Annotated in this window: 16 protein-coding genes; 5 read left to right on the top strand and 11 right to left on the bottom strand. The window is 71.8% G+C overall.

The window, feature by feature from the left end; genetic code table 11:
• Positions 1-71: 71 nt before the first annotated feature.
• The 7 genes from PS467_RS03470 to egtA all read right to left on the bottom strand — a co-directional run bounded on the left by PS467_RS03470 (position 72) and on the right by egtA (position 9,296).
• A complete protein-coding gene (locus tag PS467_RS03470) occupies positions 72-1,565 on the bottom strand; it encodes a sugar porter family MFS transporter (protein ID WP_311033919.1) in 1,494 nt (497 codons plus the stop codon).
• A 253-nt stretch (positions 1,566-1,818) separates the two neighbouring features.
• A complete protein-coding gene (locus PS467_RS03465) occupies positions 1,819-2,889 on the bottom strand; it encodes a GDSL-type esterase/lipase family protein (protein ID WP_311033918.1) in 1,071 nt (356 codons plus the stop codon).
• A 64-nt stretch (positions 2,890-2,953) separates the two neighbouring features.
• Entirely contained in the window at positions 2,954-4,183 is a 1,230-nt protein-coding gene (locus PS467_RS03460; protein ID WP_311033917.1) for a transglycosylase family protein, read from the bottom strand.
• Positions 4,184-4,988: 805 nt separating this feature from the next.
• Entirely contained in the window at positions 4,989-5,954 is a 966-nt protein-coding gene (egtD, locus tag PS467_RS03450) for an L-histidine N(alpha)-methyltransferase (protein WP_268969933.1), read from the bottom strand.
• Positions 5,951-6,706 carry an ergothioneine biosynthesis protein EgtC gene (gene egtC, locus PS467_RS03445; protein ID WP_311033916.1) on the bottom strand — a complete coding sequence of 252 codons (756 nt, stop codon included), beginning with the start codon at positions 6,704-6,706 and terminating at the stop codon, positions 5,951-5,953. Before egtC ends, egtD begins: the two co-directional genes overlap by 4 nt.
• Entirely contained in the window at positions 6,706-8,034 is a 1,329-nt protein-coding gene (gene egtB, locus PS467_RS03440; protein WP_311033915.1) for an ergothioneine biosynthesis protein EgtB, read from the bottom strand. Before egtB ends, egtC begins: the two co-directional genes overlap by 1 nt.
• Complete coding sequence (egtA, locus tag PS467_RS03435; protein WP_311033914.1) at positions 8,031-9,296, bottom strand: ergothioneine biosynthesis glutamate--cysteine ligase EgtA; 1,266 nt, start codon at positions 9,294-9,296, stop codon at positions 8,031-8,033. The genes egtB and egtA overlap by 4 nt, the downstream gene beginning before the upstream one ends.
• A 242-nt stretch (positions 9,297-9,538) precedes the next feature.
• On the opposite strand from egtA, the gene PS467_RS03430 reads away from it, so the two are divergent.
• The 4 genes from PS467_RS03430 (at position 9,539) to PS467_RS03415 (ending at position 13,276) form a co-directional block, all read left to right on the top strand.
• Complete coding sequence (locus PS467_RS03430) at positions 9,539-10,543, top strand: NADPH:quinone oxidoreductase family protein (protein WP_311033913.1); 1,005 nt, start codon at positions 9,539-9,541, stop codon at positions 10,541-10,543.
• Positions 10,540-11,745 carry an acyl-CoA dehydrogenase family protein gene (locus PS467_RS03425; protein WP_311033912.1) on the top strand — a complete coding sequence of 402 codons (1,206 nt, stop codon included), beginning with the start codon at positions 10,540-10,542 and terminating at the stop codon, positions 11,743-11,745. Before PS467_RS03430 ends, PS467_RS03425 begins: the two co-directional genes overlap by 4 nt.
• Positions 11,742-12,881 carry an acyl-CoA dehydrogenase family protein gene (locus tag PS467_RS03420; RefSeq protein ID WP_311033911.1) on the top strand — a complete coding sequence of 380 codons (1,140 nt, stop codon included), beginning with the start codon at positions 11,742-11,744 and terminating at the stop codon, positions 12,879-12,881. The genes PS467_RS03425 and PS467_RS03420 overlap by 4 nt, the downstream gene beginning before the upstream one ends.
• Positions 12,882-13,081: 200 nt before the next feature.
• Complete coding sequence (locus PS467_RS03415; protein ID WP_020866016.1) at positions 13,082-13,276, top strand: hypothetical protein; 195 nt, start codon at positions 13,082-13,084, stop codon at positions 13,274-13,276.
• 36 nt (positions 13,277-13,312) lie between these two features.
• On the opposite strand, the gene PS467_RS03410 is transcribed toward PS467_RS03415, so the two are convergent.
• Together PS467_RS03410 and PS467_RS03405 are read right to left on the bottom strand one after the other, a co-directional pair.
• Positions 13,313-14,701 carry a family 2B encapsulin nanocompartment shell protein gene (locus PS467_RS03410; RefSeq protein WP_311033910.1) on the bottom strand — a complete coding sequence of 463 codons (1,389 nt, stop codon included), beginning with the start codon at positions 14,699-14,701 and terminating at the stop codon, positions 13,313-13,315.
• 71 nt (positions 14,702-14,772) lie between these two features.
• Positions 14,773-16,185, bottom strand: a complete 1,413-nt coding sequence (locus PS467_RS03405) for a family 2B encapsulin nanocompartment shell protein (protein WP_311033909.1) — start codon at positions 16,183-16,185, stop codon at positions 14,773-14,775.
• A gap of 408 nt (positions 16,186-16,593) precedes the next feature.
• On the opposite strand from PS467_RS03405, the gene PS467_RS03400 reads away from it, so the two are divergent.
• Entirely contained in the window at positions 16,594-17,454 is an 861-nt protein-coding gene (locus tag PS467_RS03400; RefSeq protein WP_311033908.1) for a phosphatidylinositol-specific phospholipase C/glycerophosphodiester phosphodiesterase family protein, read from the top strand.
• A gap of 152 nt (positions 17,455-17,606) precedes the next feature.
• On the opposite strand, the gene dxs is transcribed toward PS467_RS03400, so the two are convergent.
• Both dxs and PS467_RS03390 read right to left on the bottom strand, forming a co-directional pair.
• Complete coding sequence (gene dxs, locus PS467_RS03395) at positions 17,607-19,556, bottom strand: 1-deoxy-D-xylulose-5-phosphate synthase (RefSeq protein ID WP_311033907.1); 1,950 nt, start codon at positions 19,554-19,556, stop codon at positions 17,607-17,609.
• Between the two features lie 31 nt (positions 19,557-19,587).
• Entirely contained in the window at positions 19,588-20,355 is a 768-nt protein-coding gene (locus tag PS467_RS03390; RefSeq protein ID WP_311033906.1) for an inositol monophosphatase family protein, read from the bottom strand.
• Positions 20,356-20,861: the final 506 nt, after the last annotated feature.

Here is a 20,861-nt window from a genome sequence, read left to right as displayed (position 1 = left end):
TACCGTGCACGCGTTGCGCGGTGGCGTGCGACGCGTGCACGGTGTCCGCCGTCGACAGCGGCCGCCGGGCCTCAGACGCCGCGGGAGACCCGGGCGTGGGCCCGGCTGTCGGCCGCGGCACGGAACCGGGCCTCCAACTCCTCCAGCGTGCGGCCCTTGGTCTCCGGCATCCGCAGACAGAAGAGCACGAAGAGCACGCACACCGCGGTGAACAGGCAGAAGGTGGTGGCGGTGCCGAGCCGGTCGAGCATCGGCAGCGAGGTCAGGCCGATCACCAGGTTGGTCGCGAAGATGACGAAGGTGGCCACACCGGTCGCCTTGGCCCGCACGTGCAGGGGGAAGATCTCCGAGATGACCACATAGGCGACCAGGCCCGGACTGACGGCGTACATGACGATGTACAGGCTCAGACAGGCGAAGGACAGCCAGTTGGCGCCGGGCAGGCCGGGCACCGACACCACCACGGCCAGCGCGCCCAGCGTGACCGTCATACCGACGGCCCCGGCCAGCAGCAGCGGTTTGCGGCCCACCCGGTCGACCAGGGCCATGCCCACCACCGTGAAGACGACATTGACGGCGCCGAGCCCCACCGTCGCCAGCAGGGACGAGCTGGAACCCATCCCGGCGGACTGGAGGATCTGCGGGGCGAAGTAGATGACCAGGTTGATGCCGCAGCCGTTGGCGAAGAACGCGACCAGCACGCCCACCAGCACCATCGGCCGCACCCAGGACGCGTTCAGCTCCCGCCAGCCGCCGGAGCCGGCCCGCGCCTCCTGCCGGTGCACGGCCCTGATCTCATGGAGCTCGGCCTCCACGTCGTGCCGTCCGCGTACGCGGCGCAGCAGATCGCGGGCGGCCTCCAGCCGGCCCCGGGAGACCAGCCACCGGGGCGATTCGGGCACGAGCAGCACGCCCCCGGCGAGCAGCAGACCCGGCACCGCGGCCAGCCCCAGGGACCAGCGCCACGCCTGGCCCGCCCCGAAGAGGGCGTTGACGCCGTAGGCGAGCACGATGCCCAGGGTGGTGAGGAGCTGGTAACCGGAGACCAGGGCGCCCCGGATGCGGGCGGGGGCCAGTTCGGCGATGTACACGGGCACCAGTACGGAGGCGGCGCCCACGCCGGCCCCCAGTACCACACGGGCAGCGAGCAGCACGGCGAGCCCGGGGGCGAACGCCGAGATCAGGGCCCCGGCGGTGAACAGCAGTCCGGACAGCAGCAGAACCGGCCGCCGCCCGTAACGGTCGCCGAGCGGGCCCCCGGCCATGGCCCCCACCATCCCGCCGAAGAGGGAGGTGCTGACCACCACGCCTTCCATGAAGCTGGACAGGCCGTAGTCGTCGGCGACGAAGCCCGCCGCGCCACCGGCCACTCCGGTGTCGTAGCCGAAGATGAGCCCGCCGAACGTACTGATCACGATTGCGAGGTAGACGTACCACGTCATGCGTCCGTCGTCGGGGGCGCCGGCCGGGGCGGGGCCGGACGGGGGAGCGCTGGAGGTGCGGCCGTCGGCCGTGGCCGGGAGACCGGCAGTCGTGCCGGTTCCGCTTTCGGGCTGGGGGTGCATGTGACGTCCTCGTGTGCCGGTGCGGAGCTGCCACGTCCGGGCACATCGATGTGCCAGGGCACGGGCGGTCCGCGAATGCGCGAAAGCCCTCGTCCGCCGGTCCGGTCCGCCAGGGCACCGGTCGGGCGGCGCCGGCCGATGGCCCGGTCGGGGGCTCCGTAATGGAGAGAGTCTCATCCGCACGCTTTCGTGCAGTCAATAGCCGCAAGCGTGCAGAACTGCGTGCACGGTCCGGGTCGCCCCCGGGAAGCGCCTACGGCACGCAGCGGGCCCGGCGCAGGGCCGTGACGAAGCGCGAGGCCAGAACGGGGTGGCCGGCCGCCGCGGGATGCAGCCGGTCCGAGCCCTCCGGCTCCAGCATCAGCCGCGTACAGGCCGGCCCGAACACCTCGGGACCGTGGAGGTAGTGCAGCCGTGTGTCCCCGTGGTCGCGCAGCAGGGCCACGGCCCGGCGGATGTGCGCCCGGCACTCGCGCATGGTCATCCCCGAAGGCCCTGGAACCCTCTCCCGCTCGGGTGCGGTGATCGTGGACATCACGGCGAACGGCGTCGTGGGGTGGCCCTCGCGCACGGTGCGGACGAAACCGACGAGCGCCGAGACGAGCGCGTCGCGGTTGTGGCTGCCGAGCGCCTGGACGTTGACCCCGACACACAGGGTGAGGAGATCGGCCGGCAGATCCCGCATCAGCCGCGCCGTCATGGGCTGGAGACAGCAGGCCGCGCCCAGGGCGAGGGAGGTGAGGTCCCAGCCGGCGCGCCGGGCGACCAGGGCGGTCCAGGTCCGGCTGGGGGAGGCCGCGCCACGCCCCTGCGAGATGGAGCTGCCGCAGTGGACCCAGCGCGGTTGCCGCCCGGGGGCCTCGCGCTCCAGGGTCGCGCCCGCGTCCACGGACACCCCGCACAGCCGGAACTGGTGGTAGAAGGGCAGCCACAGCTCGACCGTCGCCATCCGCCCCGGCAGACCGTCGCACCGGAACTCCGCGTCCCCACCATGGGTTTCCAGCTCCACGGTGGCCGCCCGCCGCCCGTCGCACAGCACATCGAGCCGGGCGCGCTCCTCGGGCCCGTTCAGCCTGGGCGCGGGGTCGGCCTGGTAGCGGCAGACCAGCGAGGCGCTGTCGGTGCGCAGTGTGACGCGCACCCCGGACGGCATCGCGGCCCGGCCCAGCCCGCCCTCAGGGAGGTACAGCGCCGCGTCCTCGTGCGGCAGCCGCCAGGGCGCGGTCCACCCGGGGCCGCGCCGCAGGGACACCGCGCCCCGGTAGCGCAGCCGCGGGTCGTCGTGGCGGATGCCGAGCGGGGTGAGAACGGTCCGGGTGTGCATGAGCGCGAGTCTGGCACGCCCCTCCGACACCGCCCGGCGGTCCGGGGCCGGCCCCCGGGCCCCGTCAGAGACTGACGCCGTGTGACCGCAGATAGGTGAGCGGGTTGATGTCCGAGCCGTAGCCGGGACCGGTGCGGATCTCGAAGTGGAGATGCGGTCCGGTGACGTTTCCCGTGGCGCCCGAACGGCCCACCTGCTGGCCGACGTTGACGCTCTGCCCGGTCCGCACCGACAACTGCGAGAGATGGGCGTACTGGCTGTACTTGCCGTCCGGATGCCGGATGATCACCTGATAGCCGTATGCGTCGGCCCAGCCCGCCGAGACCACCTGGCCGGTGGAGACGGCCTTCACCGAGGTGCCGATGGATACCGGGAAGTCCACGCCCGTGTGATAGCCGCTCGACCAGCTGGAACCGGCCGCCCGGTAGGCGGTGCTCGGGCTGACGCCGCTGACGGGGGCGATGAAGCCCGAGGAGGCGGCGGGCTTGGCCGCCCGCTCCCGGCTGGGCTGGGGCTTGGCGGCCTTCTGGCGCGGTGCGGGCTTCGCCTTGGCCTTGGCTTTGGCCTCGGCCTTGCCGGGCGTCTCGGTCTTCGCCTTGGGCTTGGCGGTGGTCTTGCCGCCCGTGAGCGAGAGCTTCTGACCGGGGTAGATCAGATCCGGATCGTCGCCGACCGTCCCGCGGTTGGTCTCGTACAGCGTCTTCCAGCCGCCGCTGACGTCATGGGAGTCGGCGATACCGGACAGCGAGTCGCCGCTGACGACGACGTAGCGGCCGGACTTGGCGGACGCGCCCGGGAGGCTGGTGGGCGTGGGCTTGCTCGCCGCCGTCCGCTGGGCCTTCTGGGGCCGCTGTGCCTCCTTCGCCGGTGCGGCGGACGCCTTGAGGACCTTCGGCGCGCTCTGCGGCGCCGCGTCGGTCCGCGTCAGACCGGCCTTCCCCGAACACACCGGCCAGGCACCCGGCCCCTGGGCGTCGAGCACCTTCTCCGCGACCGCGATCTGCTGGTCCTTGGTGGCCAGATCGGCGCGTGCCGCGTAGGCCGTGCCGCCGTAAGCCGCCCAGGTGCTCTGCGTGAACTGTAGTCCGCCGTAGAAGCCGTTCCCGGTGTTGATGTCCCAATGGTTGGTGGACTCGCACTGGGCGACCTTGTTCCAGGTCTCGCCCGAGGCCGCCGAGGCGCCCGCGGCGCCGATGAGCGGAAGGGCGATTCCGGCGCCGCCCGCGGTCACGCTCAGCGAGGCGCGGGAGATGCGGTTGGCCTTGTAACGGCGGTGGCGTCCCCGTAAGGGCATGGACGGCTCCTCCTCCTGCTGCCGGGGTGCGGCGAGCTGCCAGGCGCGCCAAAGATATGGGCACGGATTTGGCCACAACAAGAGGGAGCGCGCCCAGCGGGCGGGCCGTAGCGCGCTGTGCTGCGGCCCTTTTCCGCTTATGTGATGCGCATCACATTATTTCTGTCGGTTGTGCGAGCGAAACGCAGGGTGACGGTCTGACGGCTACCAGACGAGCGAGACGGCGGCGGGCTCTTGTCCGCGACCGGGAAGCCGCCGTCCGCCGAGTCCTGGGCCCAGCGCGGCCGGCCTCCGTACGCCGCGGGCGGCAGGAGGACGTTCCCGAGGACGGGCACGCCGTTGCGGTGCGCGGCGCGAGCGGCACCGTCGCGGATCGGACTCGGGCGTCCACGCCGGGAGGCCGCGCCGGACGACACCGGAGCCCGGAGAGCCGGAGGGGAGGCTGTCGGGGAACCAGTACCAGGCGTACGGCCGCAGATCGCCCGCGGCCCGCGCCGAGCGCGGCCGCCGCGCGTCGGTGGTGGCACGCCCGGCCGGCAGCGCGGCCCCGGCCGCCGCGGCGGGCGTCGGCGGTCAGCGCGCTTCTGCGGCGGGGCTCGGGACACCGGTCGGTGCGCGGCGTGGGTCGTTCGGACACGCTGTGTTCTTTCGGGGCGTGGTGGGGGCACGGCTCGTACGGGAGTACGGCCGCCAACGGCCCCGCGCCACCGCTGGGTTGGCGTCGCGCCACACCGCCTTCCCCCGCATGCGAACCGCCGCCCGGGACCGGAGCCCCGGGCGGCGGCGTGCGGTACCTCCCGGGCCGCTACCCGCGGACGGCCAGCGACACCGCGAAGCGGCCCGCCGCGTCGGTCCACCACCGCCGCGGCTCCAGCCCCGCGGCGGTCAGTTCGGCCCGCACCTTCTCCTCGCGGAACTTGGCGGACACCTCCGTGCGGAGCTCCTCCCCGGCCGTGAAGTGCACCGCGAGATCCATGGCGGGGATCTTCGCGGTCAGCTCCTTACGGGCTCTCAGCCGCATCTCCATCCACTCCTCCTCGGCGTTCCACACCGCCAGGTGGTCGAAGTCGGCGGGGTCGAAGTCGGCGCCCAGCTCGCGGTCGAGCACCGCCAGCACGTTCTTGTTGAACGCCGCGGTGACCCCCTGGGCGTCGTCGTAGGCGGCGACCAGGGTGGCCTCGTCCTTCACCAGGTCGGTGCCGAGCAGCAGCGCGTCACCGGGGGCGAGCAGTTCGCTCACCGAGGCCAGGAAGACGGCCCGCTCGGCCGGCAGCAGATTGCCGATCGTGCCGCCGAGGAAGGCCAGCAGCCGCGGCCCCGGAGTGTCGTCGGGCAGCGTGAGCCCGTTCATGAAGTCCGCGACCAGCGCGTGCACCGTCAGGTGTGGACGCTCGGCCAGCAGGGCCTCCCCGGCCGGCTCCAGCGCGCTCTCGCTCACGTCGACGGGGACGTAGACGCGCAGGTCCGGCAGTGCCCGGATCAGGTGGCGGGTCTTCTCGGAGGAGCCGGAGCCCAGCTCGACGAGGGTGCGGGCCCCGGTCGCGTCGGCGATCTCCGCCGCGCGGGCCAGGAGGATCTCCCGCTCGGCGCGGGTCGGGTAGTACTCGGGGAGCCGGGTGATCTCTTCGAAGAGCGCGCTTCCCCGGGCGTCGTAGAACCACTTGGGCGGAAGGTGTTTGGGCGTGCTGGTCAGCCCGTCGGCCACATCGGCGCGCAGCGCGGCCGCGGTGGCGTCGGCGGGCAGGGTGCGGGTGACGGTGAAGGGGCTCAACGGGAAGCCTCCTTGAGTGCGGTGAGCAGTACATCGGTGCGGGTGGCGGTGAGCACGGTGCGGTCGGGGACCTCCGTCCAGCCGGGGTCCTGGTCGTACGGCTCGGAGGCGACCACCACGCCCCGGCCCGGATCGGCGAGGTACCACAGGGTGTCGCCCCAGGCGGTGGCGGCGATGGTCTCCCCGTCCATGAGCAGCAGATTGAGCCGTGAGCCGGGGGACGCGCCGGCGAGCTGGTCGACGGCCTCGGCCAGCGCCTCCGGCGGTTCGTGGCCCAGCCGCAGCCGGTGCAGCACCAGGGCCCAGACGAACGCCGAGTCGCACCGCGCCTCCAGGGCGAGCAGATCCGCCGGCGGCAGCGACGCGGCGAGGTCCGCGACCGTGTGCGGCCAGTCGCGGATCACCCCGTTGTGGCTGAACAGCCAGGCCCCGGAGGTGAAAGGCGAGGCGCCCGCCTCCCCGTCCGCGCCCGCCTCGGTGGCGTCCCGTACGGCGGCCATCAGCGCCCCGGTCCGCACCACGCGGGCCAGGTCGGCGAACGACAGATCGCCCCAGATGGGCGCGGCGCGGCGGTAGCGCGCGGGCACCGGGTCGCCCGGCGCGTACCAGCCGACGCCGAACCCGTCGGCGTTGACCGTGCCGTGTGCCTGCCGCCGGGGCTGCCACGACTGCCGGAACAGGCTGTGCGGGGGCGCGATGACCACGTCGCCGATGGAGGTCCGCGGCCCCAGGTACGCCAGGTGCCGGCACATCAGGACGCGTCCCGGGCGGTGCGGAACCCCGAGAAGATCTGGCGGCGGACCGGCAGGTCCCAGTTGCGGAACGTGCCCCGGCAGGCGACCTCGTCCACCGCGAAGGAGCCGCCGCGCAGCACCTTGTACGCCGGGCCGAAGAAGACTTCCGAGTACTCGCGGTACGGGAAGGCGCGGAACCCCGGGTAGGGCAGGAAGTCGCTGGAGGTCCACTCCCACACATCGCCGATCAGCTGCCGCACCCCCAGCGCGGAGGCGCCCCGCGGATAGCTTCCGGCCGGTGCGGGCCGCAGATGGCGCTGGCCGAGGTTGGCCCGGTCGGGGGTGGGGTCGGCGTCGCCCCAGGGATAGCGCCGGGACCGGCCGCTGTCGGGGTCGTGGCGGGCGGCCTTCTCCCACTCCTCCTCGGTGGGCAGCCGCCGCCCCGCCCAGCGGGCGTAGGCGTCCGCCTCGTACCAGCTCACATGCACCACCGGCTCCTCGGGCGGCACCGGCTCCGTCACCCCGAACCGGCGGCGCAGCCACTGCCCGCCCTCGCGCCGCCAGAACAGCGGGGCAGTGAGCCCGTGTTCCCGGATGTACGCCCAGCCCTCGGCCGTCCACCAGCGCCGCTCGGCGTAGCCGCCGTCGGCGATGAACCGCTGGTACGCGCCGTTGGTCACCGGAGTGGTGTCGATGTGGAAGGCCGGGACCAGCCGGCGGTGCGCGGGCCGCTCGTTGTCCAGGGCCCAGGGTTCGGCCGAGGTGCCCATCGTGAACGGGCCGCCCGGGATCAGCACCTCCTCGGGCAGCACCGCGCCGTCGGCCGTGTCGGGCGGCGGCGGGGCGGTCAGCGCGGCGGGTCCGCGGCGCAGCTGGTGGGTGATGAGCATCGTCTCGTCGTGCTGCTGCTCATGCTGTGCGATCATGCCGAACGCGAAACCGGCGTCGACCAGCGGGGCACCGCGCAGCTCGACCCGCTCCAGGATGTCCAGCACCCGGCCGCGCACCTCGTGGACATAGCCGCGGGCCTCGGCGGGCGCCAGCAGCGGCAACGAGGGCCGCTCGGCGCGTGGATGCTCGAAGGCGTCGTAGAGCGGGTCGATGTCGGGCCGCAGGGCGTCACATCCGCCGACCGCGCGCAGCAGCCACTGCTCCTCCTGGTTGCCTATGTGCGCCAGATCCCAGACCAGCGGGGACATCAGAGGGGAGTGCTGGGCGGTCAGGTCGGGTTCGTCCACACACGTGGTGAGGGTGTGGGTGCGGTCGCGCGCGGTGCGCAGCGCCTTCTCGGCGCGCCGGCGCAGCGCCTCGGGATCGATCGTGAGGTCGGAGTCGAGAGCGGTCATGACCGTCCCTCCTTACCGGTGAGAGGAGCGAGCAGATCGTCGGCGGGACATCGGCCACGGGCCACGTAGCGGTCGGTGAAGGCGGCCACGGCGGCGATGACGGCGGGGGAGGCGCCGATGCGGGGCAGCGCATCCAGCGCCGCGGCGAAGCAGCTGATGGCGGCGGTGCGCAGCTCGGGGTCGGCCAGCCCGTGGCGGGCCGCGGCCCGCCACAGCGGATTGCCCGGCGCGGGGCGGGCGCCCGCCGTCTCGGCGAGCGGTTTCACCACCCGGTACACCGTTTCGGCAGCTTGCGGATCGTCGAAGAGCGCGACCGTGACGGCCAGGGGGACGATCCATCCGTCCGCACCGCTCTGCGCGTCGATCATGCGCAGTTCCAGATGGCCGCGCGGGCGCACGGGCGGGAAGAGCGTGGAGACGTGGAAGTCGAGATCGTCGGGGGTGGGCGGCCGGGGCAGCCCGGTCCGGGCCCACTGGCGGAAGGTCACCCCCCGCGGCACGGTCCAGGGCGCCTCCTCGTCCCGGATCGCCATCACGGGCGCGTCCAGCACGTAATCGGCCCAGTCCGCGCGGGGATCCCCGCCGTCGCGCGGGGCGTGGGTGCGGCCGGGATCCATCGCCGTCCACAGTGCCTGCCGGGTGGAGCGGTAGCCCGTGGGGCGGCCCTGGCGCAGGGGCGAGTTGGCGAAGGCGGCGGTCAGCACCGCGCCCAGCAGATGGGCGAGCCGCCAGCGCCGCGCCATGCCGAGCGGGCCGGGCTCCTCGTGCCCGGCGTCCACGCAGACCTGCACCGAGGCGGTGCTGCACATCATGGAGCGACCGGCCGGCCCCCGGCGGTCGAAGTAGGTCTCCATGCACTCGTAGCGGGGCGTGGTGAGAAAGCGTCTGGGTGGGCGCCAGGGGTCGTGGCCGTGGCCGGCGATACCGAGGCCGAGCCCGGTGAGCAGGGAACGTACGAGAACCAGATCGGCGGCGGCGGACTCCACGCACGCGGAGAGGGAGTCGGCCGGCAGGGAGCTGAGCTCCACCTGGCCGCCGGGTTCGAAGGTGATGGCGGACCGCAGCGGCAGTCCGCGCAGAGCGGCCACCGCGGCTTCGAGCCGGGCCGCCTCGACGGGTCGTGCGGGGTCGTGCGGGTCGTGGATGAGCCATTCGAGTTCGACTCCGATACGGCGAGGCGGCCCGGTTTTGAAACAGATGCCGTGCAGCCTGGCCTCCAGCTCGGCCTCGCTGATCGCCTTGTCGTCGGGCACAGTCGTCATCTCCCGTCCCGTTCCGGCATCGGCCCGCCGTGAAACGAGCCGATATGTCGCCGTCCACTCTTTACCTGCCGACGCGCCGGGCTCAAGGGTGCCTCCAGAGTTGCACAAGAGTTCATCGACCGCCGGGCGGGCGGGGCGGGACGGCTGACGGCCGTGGCGGTTCCCCTCCTCGTACCGACTGGTTAGTATGTTCCGCCCGGCGCGGTACCGCGTCCTTACGACCCGTTAGTGGAGGCCAGCGGATGCAGGCATGGCGAGTGCACGACAACGGCGAGCCGGGTGAGGTCATGCGCCTCGAAGAGGTGCCGGATCCGGCGGCGGGACCGGGACAGCTGCTGGTGCGGGTCCGGGCCGTCAACGTCAACTTCCCCGACGCCCTGCTCTGCCGCGGCCAGTACCAGGTGCGGCCGCCCCTGCCGTTCACCCCCGGCGTCGAGCTGTGCGGTGAGGTCGTCGCCGTCGGCGAGGGCGCCGACGGCGAAGTGGGCTCCCGCGTCCTGGCCACGCCCACGCTTCCGGCGGGCGGCTTCGCCGAGCTGGTGCCGGTGGCGGCGGAGGCCGCCCTGCCCGCGCCCGACGCCCTGGACGACGCCGAGGCCGCCGCGCTGCACATCGGCTACCAGACCGGCTGGTTCGGCCTGCACCGCAGGGCCGGGCTGCGGTCCGGCGAGACGCTCCTGGTGCACGCCGCCGCGGGCGGGGTCGGCAGCGCCGCCGTCCAGCTCGGCAAGGCGGCCGGGGCGACCGTGATCGGGGTCGTCGGCGGCGACGACAAGGCCCGCGTCGCCCGCGAACTGGGCTGCGACCTCGTCCTCGACCGGCGCACCGACGACATCGTGGCGGCCGTCAAGGAGGCCACCGCCGGACGCGGCGCCGATGTCGTCTACGACCCCGTCGGCGGCGACGCCTTCGCCAAATCCGTCAAATGCGTCGCCTTCGAGGGCCGCGTCGTGGTCGTCGGCTTCGCCAGCGGCGTCATCCCCCAGGCCGCCCTCAACCACGCCCTGGTCAAGAACTACGCCATCCTCGGCCTGCACTGGGGCCTGTACAACACCCACGACCCGGCCGCCGTCCGCGCCTGTCACGAGGAGCTGACCAAGCTCGCCGCACAGGGCACCGTCAAACCGCTGGTCAGCGAGCGCGTGCCGATGGAGGGCGCGGCCGGCGCCGTGCAGCGCGTCGCCGACGGCACCACCACCGGCCGTGTGGTGGTCCTCCCCGGACAGGCCGCCGGAGGGACCCGATGAGCGCCACCCGGCACCGCCCCGCCGTGGACGCCGACGAGCTGCGCCGCCGCGTCCGTGACCTCCTCGACGCCCACCCACCCGCCACCACCGACCGCCTGGACTTCCTGCGCGCCCGCTTCGACGCGGGACTCGCCTGGGTGCACTACCCGGCCGGGCTCGGCGGCCTGGACGCCCCGCGTGCGCTCCAGGCCGTCGTCGACGCCGAACTGGAGGCCGCGGGCGCCCCCGACAACGACCCCCGCCGCATCGGCATCGGCCTGGGCATGGCCGCCCCCACCATCCTCGGCTTCGGCACCGACGAGCAGCGGCAGCGGCTGCTGCGCCCGCTGTGGACCGGCGAGGAGGTGTGGTGCCAGCTGTTCAGCGAGCCCGGCGCCGGCTCCGACCTCGCGGCCCTGGCCACCCGGGCGGTACGCGACGGCGACGACTGGGTGGTCGACGGCCAGAAGGTCTGGACCTCCAGCGCCCATCTCGCCCGCTGGGCCATCCTCATCGCCCGCACCGACCCCGACCAGCCCAAACACCGCGGCATCAGCTACTTCGTCTGCGATATGACCGACCCCGGCGTCGAGGTCCGGCCGCTGCGCCAGATCACCGGCGAGGCGGAGTTCAACGAGGTCTTCCTCACCGGTGTGCGGATCCCCGACAGCCGGCGGCTCGGCGAGATCGGCGACGGCTGGCGCGTCGCCCAGACCACCTTGATGAACGAACGGGTCGCCATCGGCGGCGGCCGCGTCCCCCGCGAGGGCGGCATGATCGGCCTGGTCGCCGACACCTGGCGGGAACGGCCCGAACTGCGCACCCACGACCTCCACCAGCGGCTGCTGCGGCTGTGGGTGGAGTCCGAGGCGGCCCGGCTCGCGGGCGAGCGGCTGCGCCAGCAGCTCGCGGTCGGCCAGCCCGGCCCCGAGGGCTCGGCCATGAAGCTCGCCTTCGCCCGCCTCAACCAGCAGATCAGCGCGCTGGAGGTCGAGCTGCTGGGCGAGGAGGGCCTGCGCTACGACGACTGGACGCTGCGCCGCCCCGAACTGGTGGACTTCACCGGACGCGAGGCCGGCTACCGCTATCTGCGCGCCAAGGGCAACTCCATCGAGGGCGGCACCTCGGAGGTGCTGCTCAACATCATCGCCGAACGCGTCCTGGGCCTGCCGCCCGAGCCGCGCACCGACAAGGACCTCCCGTGGAAGGACCTGCCCCGATGAGCACCCCGGACCTGCTCTACTCCGAGGCGGAGGACGATCTGCGCGCGGCCGTACGGTCGCTGCTCACCGACCACTGCCCGCCCGCCGCGGTGCTCGCCGAGGCCGAGAGCGGCCGGGCGTACGACGCGGCGCTGTGGCGCGCGCTGGGCGCCGAGATGGGCACCGCCGGGTTGCTGGTGCCCGACAAGCTCGGCGGTCAGGGCGCCACCGCGCGCGAGGCGGCGGTCGTCATGGAGGAGCTCGGCCGCGCCGTCGCCCCCGTGCCCTACCTCACCAGCGCCGTCCTCGCCGTCGCGGCGCTGCTCGGCTGCGACACCGGCCAACCGGCCGTGGCCCGGCTGCTCGGCGCGCTTGCCGAGGGCCGCACGGTCGGCGCCCTCGCGGTGCCGCTGTCCACCGCGGCCGGCGCGGCCGCCCCACCCGCCGCGACCGTCAGGGCCGACGGCGACGGAACGCTCAGCGGCCAGGTCTCCGGTGTCGCGGACGCCCCGGGCGCCGATGTGCTGCTCGTCCCCGCCGCCGGTACGGACGGATACGGGCTGTACGCCGTGGAGACCGCGGAGACCAGCGTCACCGTCGAACCCCTCACCTCGCTCGACCTCACCAGGCCGCTCGCCACGGTGACCCTCACCGGCGCCCCCGCGCGCCGGCTGGCCGGGCCCGACCGGGCCGGGGCCGCCATCGGGCGGGCGCTGCTGACCGGGGCCGGGCTGCTCGCCTCCGAGCAGCTGGGCGTGGCCGAATGGTGTCTGACCGAGACCGTCCGGCACACCAAGGAGCGCCATCAGTTCGGGCGCCCCATCGGCTCCTTCCAGGCGCTCAAACACCGCATGGCCGCGCTGTGGCTGGAACTGGTCTCGGCGCGCGCCACCGCCCGCTACGCGGCCGACGCACTGGCCACGGACAGCCCGGACACACCGGTCGCGGTGGCCGTGGCCCAGGCGCACTGCGCCGAGGTGGCGGTGCACGCGGCCGAGGAGTGCGTCCAGCTGCACGGCGGTATCGGCATGACCTGGGAACACCCGGCGCATCTGTATCTCAAGCGGGCCAAGAGCGACCAGATCGCGCTGGGCACCCCCGGCCGCCACCGGGAGACGCTCGCCGGGCTGGTGGACCTGGCGGCCCCCACCGGCTGACCGGCCGGTCCGGCGAACCCGCCCCCGCTCCGCGATCACGCCGCCGGGGCGGTACGACCGCCGGGGAGCAAACCGCTGCGGAGTAATCGGACAGCAGAACGGCACCCGTATGGAGCACCAGGTCACGGCGGTTCACGGGCGATGGTGAGCCACACTGACGGCCGGATTCCGATGCTCCGTAGCGGCCGAGGAGGCTCCCCATGGCCATTTCCATCTCCGTGGTCCTGCTGCTTCTGATCCTGACGGTGGTCTTTCTCCGCAGCGGCGGACTGCGCATCTCCCATGCGCTGGTCTGTGTGACGCTCGGCTTCTACCTGGCGAGCAGCAGTGTGGCGCCCACCATCTCCGAGGGGCTCGCCGCCACCGCGGACGTGGTCAGCAGTGTCCGTCCCTGATCCACGTCCGCGGCGGGCGGCCCCTCCGGGCCGGGCTCAGCGGCCGATCTCGACGTCCTCCAGCACACCCACCGCATCGGGCACCAGGATCGCCGCCGAGTAGTAGGCGGAGACCAGATAGGACGTCACGGCCTGTTCGCTGATGCCCATGAACCGGACGTTCAGACTGGGCTCGTACTCATCCGGGATACCGGTCTGGTGCAGACCGATGACGCCCTGGTTCTCCTCCCCGGTGCGCATCGCCAGGATGGAGCTGGTGCCGGACTCGCTGACCGGGATCTTGTTGCAGGGCAGCAGCGGAACCCCGCGCCACGCCCGCACCGCCACCCCGGCCACCTCGACGCCCTGCGGATACAGACCACGGCTGTTGCACTCGCGCCCGAAGGCCGCGATGGTGCGCGGATGCGCCAGCAGGTACTGGGTCTTGCGGCGCCGCGCCAGCAGTTCGTCGAGGTCGTCGGGGGTGGGGGGTCCGCTGCGGGTGTGGATGCGCTGGGAGAGGTCGGCGTTGTGCAGCAGGCCGAACTCGGGGTTGTTGATCAGTTCGTGTTCCTGGCGTTCGCGCAGGGCCTCGATGGTGAGGCGGAGCTGCTGCTCGACCTGGTTCATGGGCTCGTTGTAGAGGTCGGCGACGCGGGTGTGGACGCGCAGCACGGTCTGGGCCACGCTCAGCTCGTACTCGCGCGGGGCCAGTTCGTACTCCACGAACGTGCCCGGCAGAACCGGCTCGCCCGAGTGGCCGGACGCGATGGCGATATCGGCCTCACCGCGCCGGTTCTGAGCGGGTGCGGGCCGGTCGGCGAGCCCCTGAAGATGGTCGCGCAGCGACTCGGAGCGGTCGGCGGCCTCCTGGAGAGCGCGCCGGGGGAGGGTGAGCACCGTGGTCCGGGTGACGGCCCGGACGGTGAACTCCCAGGTCCGCTCCGGGCCGGTCAGGGCGGCGTCGCCGAAGTACTCCCCATCGGCCAGCACCGCCAGCGTGCTGCCCTCGTCATAGGCGCCGGGGGCGATCTGCCGGACCTTGCCATGGGCGATCAGGTACACCTGGTCGGCCGGGCGGCCCGCCTCCACCAGCACATCCCCGGGCGCGTACTCGCGCTGGACGCAGCCGTCGGCCAGCGCCTCCAGCACGGCGGTGTCCCCGAAGCCGCGCAGCGTCGGCAGCTCACCCAGCTCCGGCGGGATGACCCGCACCTGCGATCCGGTGGTGATGAACTCCACCCGCCCGTCCCCGACCGTGTAGGTCAGCCGGCGGTTCACCCGGTACGTGCCGGCGGACACCTGGACCCAGGGGAGGACCCGCAGCAGCCATCGGGAGGAGATGGCCTGCATCTGCGGAACGGACTTGGTGGTGGTCGCCAGATTCCGTGCGGCGGCCGTGCCCAGACTCAGCGGCTGCTCACCGGACTCCACGGAGGTGGTCATATGTGCTCATCACCCATTTCGGTAGATCATCGGGAAGGGATGCGAAGGCCACGGGCCCGGGCGGGCGGACGTCAGAGTCCGACTTCCACGTTCTCCAGAATTCCGAGCGCGTCCGGGACGAGCACGGCCGCGGAATAGTAGGCGCTGACGAGATACGAGATGATGGCCTGCTCGCTGATTCCCATGAACCGCACCGAGAGACTTGGCTGGTATTCGTCGGGAATTCCGGTGCGGTGCAGTCCGATGACTCCCTGGTTCTCCTCCCCGGTGCGCAGGACGAGAATCGAACTCACCCCGCTCCGGGTCACCGGAATCTTGTTGCACGGGAAGATGGGCACACCTCGCCAGGCCGGCAATGAATGGCCGTTCACCTGCGTGGGCTGCGGGGAGATGCCGCGGCTGTTGAACTCACGGCCGATCGCCGCGATGGCCCGTGGATGCGCCAGGATCAGCCCCGGGTCCTTCCAGACGGTGGCCAGCAGCGCGTCGAGGTCGTCGGGGGTGGGTGGGCCGCTGCGGGTGTGGATGCGCTGGGAGAGGTCGGCGTTGTGCAGCAGGCCGATCTGGGGGTTGTTGATCAGTTCGTGTTCCTGGCGTTCGCGCAGGGCCTCGATGGTGAGGCGGAGCTGCTGCTCGACCTGGTTCATGGGCTCGTTGTAGAGGTCGGCGACGCGGGTGTGGACGCGCAGCACGGTCTGGGCCACGCTCAGCTCGTACTCGCGCGGGGCCAGTTCGTACTCCGCGAACGTGCCCGGCAGCACCGGCTCGCCCGAATGCCCCGAGGCCAGGGCGATGTCCGCCTCCCCGTGCTCGTTTTGCTCGGCCTCCGGTGCCGAGCGCACCGCCTCCACATGTGCGCGCAGCCCCGGGGAGCGGTCCAGCTGCTCCTCGAACTCCTGCCGCGGCAGGGCCAGCACCGTGCAGGACGTCACGGCCTTCACGGTGACGCCCCAGGTGCCCGCCTCGGCGGCGGCCAGCTCCGGCTCCCCGATGTGGTCGCCGCCGGCGGCCGAGCCGACCACCGAGGGTTCGTCGAACGCGCCCTCGGTCAGCTTGTCGACCTTGCCGTGCGCGATGAGGAGGAGCTCATCGGCCGGACGCCCGGCCTCCACCAGCACATCGCCGGGCGCGAACTCCCGCTGGGTGAAGCGGTCCGCCAGGGCCTCGAGCACCGCGGTGTCCTCGAAAGCGCGCAGCAGCGGCAGCTCGCGCAGCTCGACCGGGATGACCCGCACCGCGGCCCCGGTGGTGGTGAACTCCACGCGGCCGTTGCCGAGCGTGTGCGACGCCCGGCGGTTCACCCGGTAGGAACCACCCGGAACCTGCACCCACGGCAGCATGCGCAGCAACCATCGGGAGGTGATGCCCTGCATCTGAGGAACGGATTTGGTCGTCGTCGCCAGATTCCGCGCGGCCGCCGTGCCGAGGCTCAACGGCGGCTGTGAAATATCGGTACCGGAACCCGGTCCAACGGACGTCGTCATCGTGAATGCTCACCCATCCCTGTACGCACCCTGAGGAGTAATTCCGCGCTCGAGCAACTGCCAAGCTATCAGCGGATTTTGGGCGATGCATTCACTCAAAAGAGTGCCCGGATACGGTAATGACCACCGCCGCTGACGGGTAAACACTCCGATTGCCCTGGAGGACGGACGGATTGTCCCGGAGGGCGGACAGCCGCCGTGCACCCGGCGCCCGCGCGTCCGCCCCGCGCCCCGCGGGCGGGCACCGCCGCCACCGCCCCGGCACCTTGGGAACGGCGAGGAAATGGCCGGGGACCACCCGTGGAACTCTTCGCACACCACTGCCCCTTGGGCGCACGGGCCCCCGATACTCACTGGCGTCCATCGTGCGTATCCGGCATCACGCCGGGACGAGAGCCGGGAGGCCCCATGGTCCGCCGTACACGCCGTGCCTTTGTCCTCACCCTCGGAGCAGCTCTGGCGGGCGGCGCGGCCGCGCCCGCGTTCGCGAGCACGTCCGCTTCGAAGGGTGAGCGGCCGCTGGCCAGAGCCCACGCCCACAACGACTACGAGCACCCGCACCCGCTCACCGACGCGCTCGCCCACGGCTTCGGCAGCGTGGAGGCCGACATCTGGCTGGTCGACGGCCAGTTGCTGGTCGCCCACGACGCCACCGAGCTGGACCCCACCCGCACCCTGGAGTCGCTCTACCTCGACCCGCTGGCCCGGCGGGTGAAGGCGGGCGGCGGCCGGGTCTACCGCGGCTACGACCTGTCCCTGCAACTGCTGATCGACATCAAGACGGCCGGGGAGCCCACCTATCGGGAACTGGCCAAGCGGCTGCGCCGCTACGGCCACCTGTTCAGCGCCGCCTACGGCGGGGTCGGCGGCCGGGTGCGCCGCGGCGCGGTGACCGCCGTCATCTCCGGCGACCGCGGCGCACGCGCCCCCATGGAGGCCGAGAAGGTGCGCCACGCCTTCTACGACGGACGACTGGAGGACCTCGGCACGGGCGTGCCCGCCTCCTTCATCCCGCTCATCAGCGCGGACTGGACCAAGTCCTTCACCTGGACGGGAGCCGGGCCGATACCGTCGGCGGAGCGCGAGACGCTGCGCCGCCTGGTCGCCTCCGCGCACGCCGCCCGGCAGGCCGTGCGTTTCTGGGCCACCCCGGACGTGGCCGGGCCGGAGCGCGACGCCCTGTGGCATGAGCTCCTGGCCGCCGATGTGGACTACCTCAACACCGACGATCTGGCGGGGCTGGAGGCTTTCCTGCGCGACGCCCACTGACGCGCCGTACGGCTCCCGGCAGCCACCGGCGGAACATGAAGAGGGGTGCCCCTGATCGAGGAGCACCCCTTCCGCATGGCACCTGTCTCACCTTGAGCAGGCTTGGTCACCTCGTTGGCCGCGGTGGCGTACGAGGCCCGGTGGCCGCCTCATCAGGCGTTGTCGGCGATCGGCACGAGGTTGCTCGGGATTCCCCCTCCCCGGCGACGGCCCCCGTTCCTGCTCGGGCCGAGGTCCACGGCGCCGTAGATGGCCTGGTGCAGGGCGTCCTCGGCGAGTCCCAGCTCCGCGAGGAGTTCACCGCGCGACCCGTGGTCGAGGAACTGTTGGGGAATGCCGATGACGTCGACCGGAACGGTGACACGGGCATCACGCAGCGCCTGCGTCACGGCTGCCCCCACGCCCCCCATGCGTCCACTGTCCTCCACGGTGACGACATGACGATATCCACGGGCCAGCCGGACGAGTCCCTCGGGCACCGGCTTGACCCACCTCGGGTCGATGACCGTGGCGTCGACACCGTCGTCGGAGAGCCGGTGCGCTACTCGTACGCACGGACCTGCCATGGCGCCCACACCGACGATCAGTACGCCGCGCTGCTCGGATTCGTACAGCACGTCGACGCCGTGCCTGCGTTCGAGCGCGGGCACGGCGGGCTCGACCGCGCCTTTGGGGAAGCGCAGGGCTGTCGGCGCGTCCGTGACGCCGACGGCCTCGCGGAGTTCTTCACGAAGGGTGTCGGCGTCCCGGGGGACGGCCACGCGCAGGTGGGGAACCATGTTGAGCAGGGACAGATCCCACATGCCGTTGTGGCTGGCACCATCACTGCCGGTGATGCCGGCGCGGTCCAGTACGAACGTCACGCCACACCGGTGCAGGGCGACGTCCATGAGGAGCTGGTCGAAGGCCCGGTTCAGGAAGGTGGAGTACACGGCGACGACGGGATGCAGACCAGCCATCGCCATGCCGGCCGCCGAGGTGACCGCGTGCTGTTCCGCGATGCCGACGTCGAAGAACCGGTCGGGGTGGCGTTTGCCGAACTCACCCAGTCCGACCGGACCTTGCATGGCCGCCGTGATGGCGGTGACGCTCGGGTTCTCCGCACCGATCTCGGCGATCTCCGCGGCGAAGACGGACGTCCAGCTCTGCGAACCGTCCGACGACGCTTCCCCGGTGCGGGAGTCGATCTTTCCCACGGCGTGGAACCGTTCGGCTTCGTCCCGTTCGGCAGGGCTGTATCCGCGTCCCTTCTCCGTGATGCAGTGGACGATGACCGGACTTCCGAACCCCTTGGCGAGGCGCAGGGAGTTCTCCAACTCGGTGACGTCGTGTCCGTCCACCGGCCCGACGTACTTGATACCGAGATCCTCGAAGAGCGCCTGCGGTGCCACGATGTCCTTGAGCCCCTGCTTGACGCCGTGCAGGGCCCCGTAGACGGGATTGCCGACGACGGGCGTACGGTCGAGGAGCTCCTTACCGGCTGCCAGGAACCTCTCGTACGCCGGCAGGGTCCGCAGCGCCGAGAGGTGCCGCGCCAGCCCTCCGACCGTGGGCGAGTAGGAGCGGCCGTTGTCGTTGACGACGATCACCAGGGGCCTGGAGTTGCCCGCCGACGCGATGTTGTTCAGAGCCTCCCATGCCATGCCGCCTGTCAAGGCACCATCACCGATGACTGCCACCGTGCACCGATCGACCTCGCCCCGCAGCGCGTACGCCTTGGACAATCCGTCGGCGTAGGCGAGGGCCGTGGAGGCATGGGAGTTCTCGACCAGGTCGTGTGCGGACTCCGCTCGTGACGGATAGCCCGAGAGGCCGCCCTTCGTGCGGAGCGTGGGGAACATGTTCCGGCGCCCCGTGACGATCTTGTGGACATAGGACTGGTGTCCGGTGTCCCAGACGATGGAATCCTTGGGAGAATCGAAAACCCGGTGCAGCGCTAATGTGAGTTCTACTACCCCGAGATTGGGACCCAGGTGACCACCGGTCTGTGAGACGTGCTCGATGAGGAAGGTGCGTATCTCCGAGGCAAGGCGTTCCAACTCCCCTTCGGACAGCTTGTGCAGGTCTTCCGGGGAGCTGATCTCGTTGAGCAGTTGCACCATGGGATTCCTTTCTGCACCGTTTCCCAGGAGTTCACAGGTTGATGAGGGCGTGCTTCAGTCCCGCGACGACTTCGGGAGATCCCGCGAGGAAAGCGTCGATCTGCCCGGCCCGAACGGTTTCGCACTGGCCCCCGGCGGCCTTCACCAGAGCGATACCGGCTGCGATGTCCCAGATGCTGAGATTGATTCCGACGTAGCCGTCGAGTGAGCCGTCGGCCACCGAGAAGAGATCGCAGGCGGCGGATCCCACCCAGCGCCAGTCCTGGACCTGGGCGACCAGGGCCGGCACGATCTGCCGCAGGGTGAACGCCCGTGCGGTGGCGTCGTGGCAGAGGCCGACTGCGACCAGGGCCTCGTTCACCCGGACCGAGGAGACCGACATCCGGTGTCCTGCGCTGGAGAAGACCCGGTCTCCTTCCGCCGCGGCCCAGTCGCCGTGAGCGGGCCGGACCACGGCACCCGCGAAGATCCCGTCGCGTGACTCGAGCCCGACCGAGACGGCGAAGTCGCGTCGCCCGTGCACGAAGTTCGTGGTCCCGTCGATCGGGTCGATCACCCACCGCAACCCAGAGGTCCCCTCCCGCGATCCGGTCTCCTCGGCGAGGATTCCGTCGTTCGGACTTCGGGTCGAGAGGTGGCTGATGATCGCGCGCTCCGCTTCCTTGTCGGCGCGCGTCACAAGGTCGTAGCGGGCTCCCTTGCTGGTCACCGACTGGAGGAATTCCGCGGCGTGCTCATCAATGGCCTTGGCGCCTTCCTCGGCCGCCTCCAGTGCCAGGGCCGCATACGGTAAGTCCACGCTCCCCCGCGCAGAAGTGACCAGCGTTTTATTTTCTTGCATCAATACCCCCGGAATCGGCGTGACCGAATGATCCTTTCAGCCGCCATCCTCGCCTGCGGAATGATCGCCCACAGCTACTCTGGGTTACATCGGCGTAAACTGCCGTGATTGTCTCGATCTGTTTTCTCGGCGCGCGAGCACTCTCGGCGTGATGATTGAGCCTGCTGGCAGCTGGCGGACGTTGCCTCGGTTTGCGCGCCGACGGATTAGCGCCCGATCGATGGAATTTTGTCGCATATGTTCTGGCGTCCAATCGGCCATTGAGTTTTCTGGTGTCACTGCGGTGATTTCACGTCTGGATGCCGATGGGATTGCAGGTGTTTCCCCTCGTCGTGGCAGGCGGTGCTGTTGCCCGGCCGGCGCTCTCAGGGGCGCACATGATCAACGCAGGTCGAAGCGGTCGCTGTGCCTGGAGCGAGCGCGGCCTTGAAAAACCGTTCGCGGGTCCACCGGGTCCGCCGCCA

This window comes from Streptomyces luomodiensis (assembly GCF_031679605.1).
Classification (GTDB): Bacteria; Actinomycetota; Actinomycetes; order Streptomycetales; family Streptomycetaceae; genus Streptomyces; species Streptomyces luomodiensis.
Note: the sequence above shows the minus strand (reverse complement) of the source record. Positions and strands in the feature narration are given on the sequence as shown.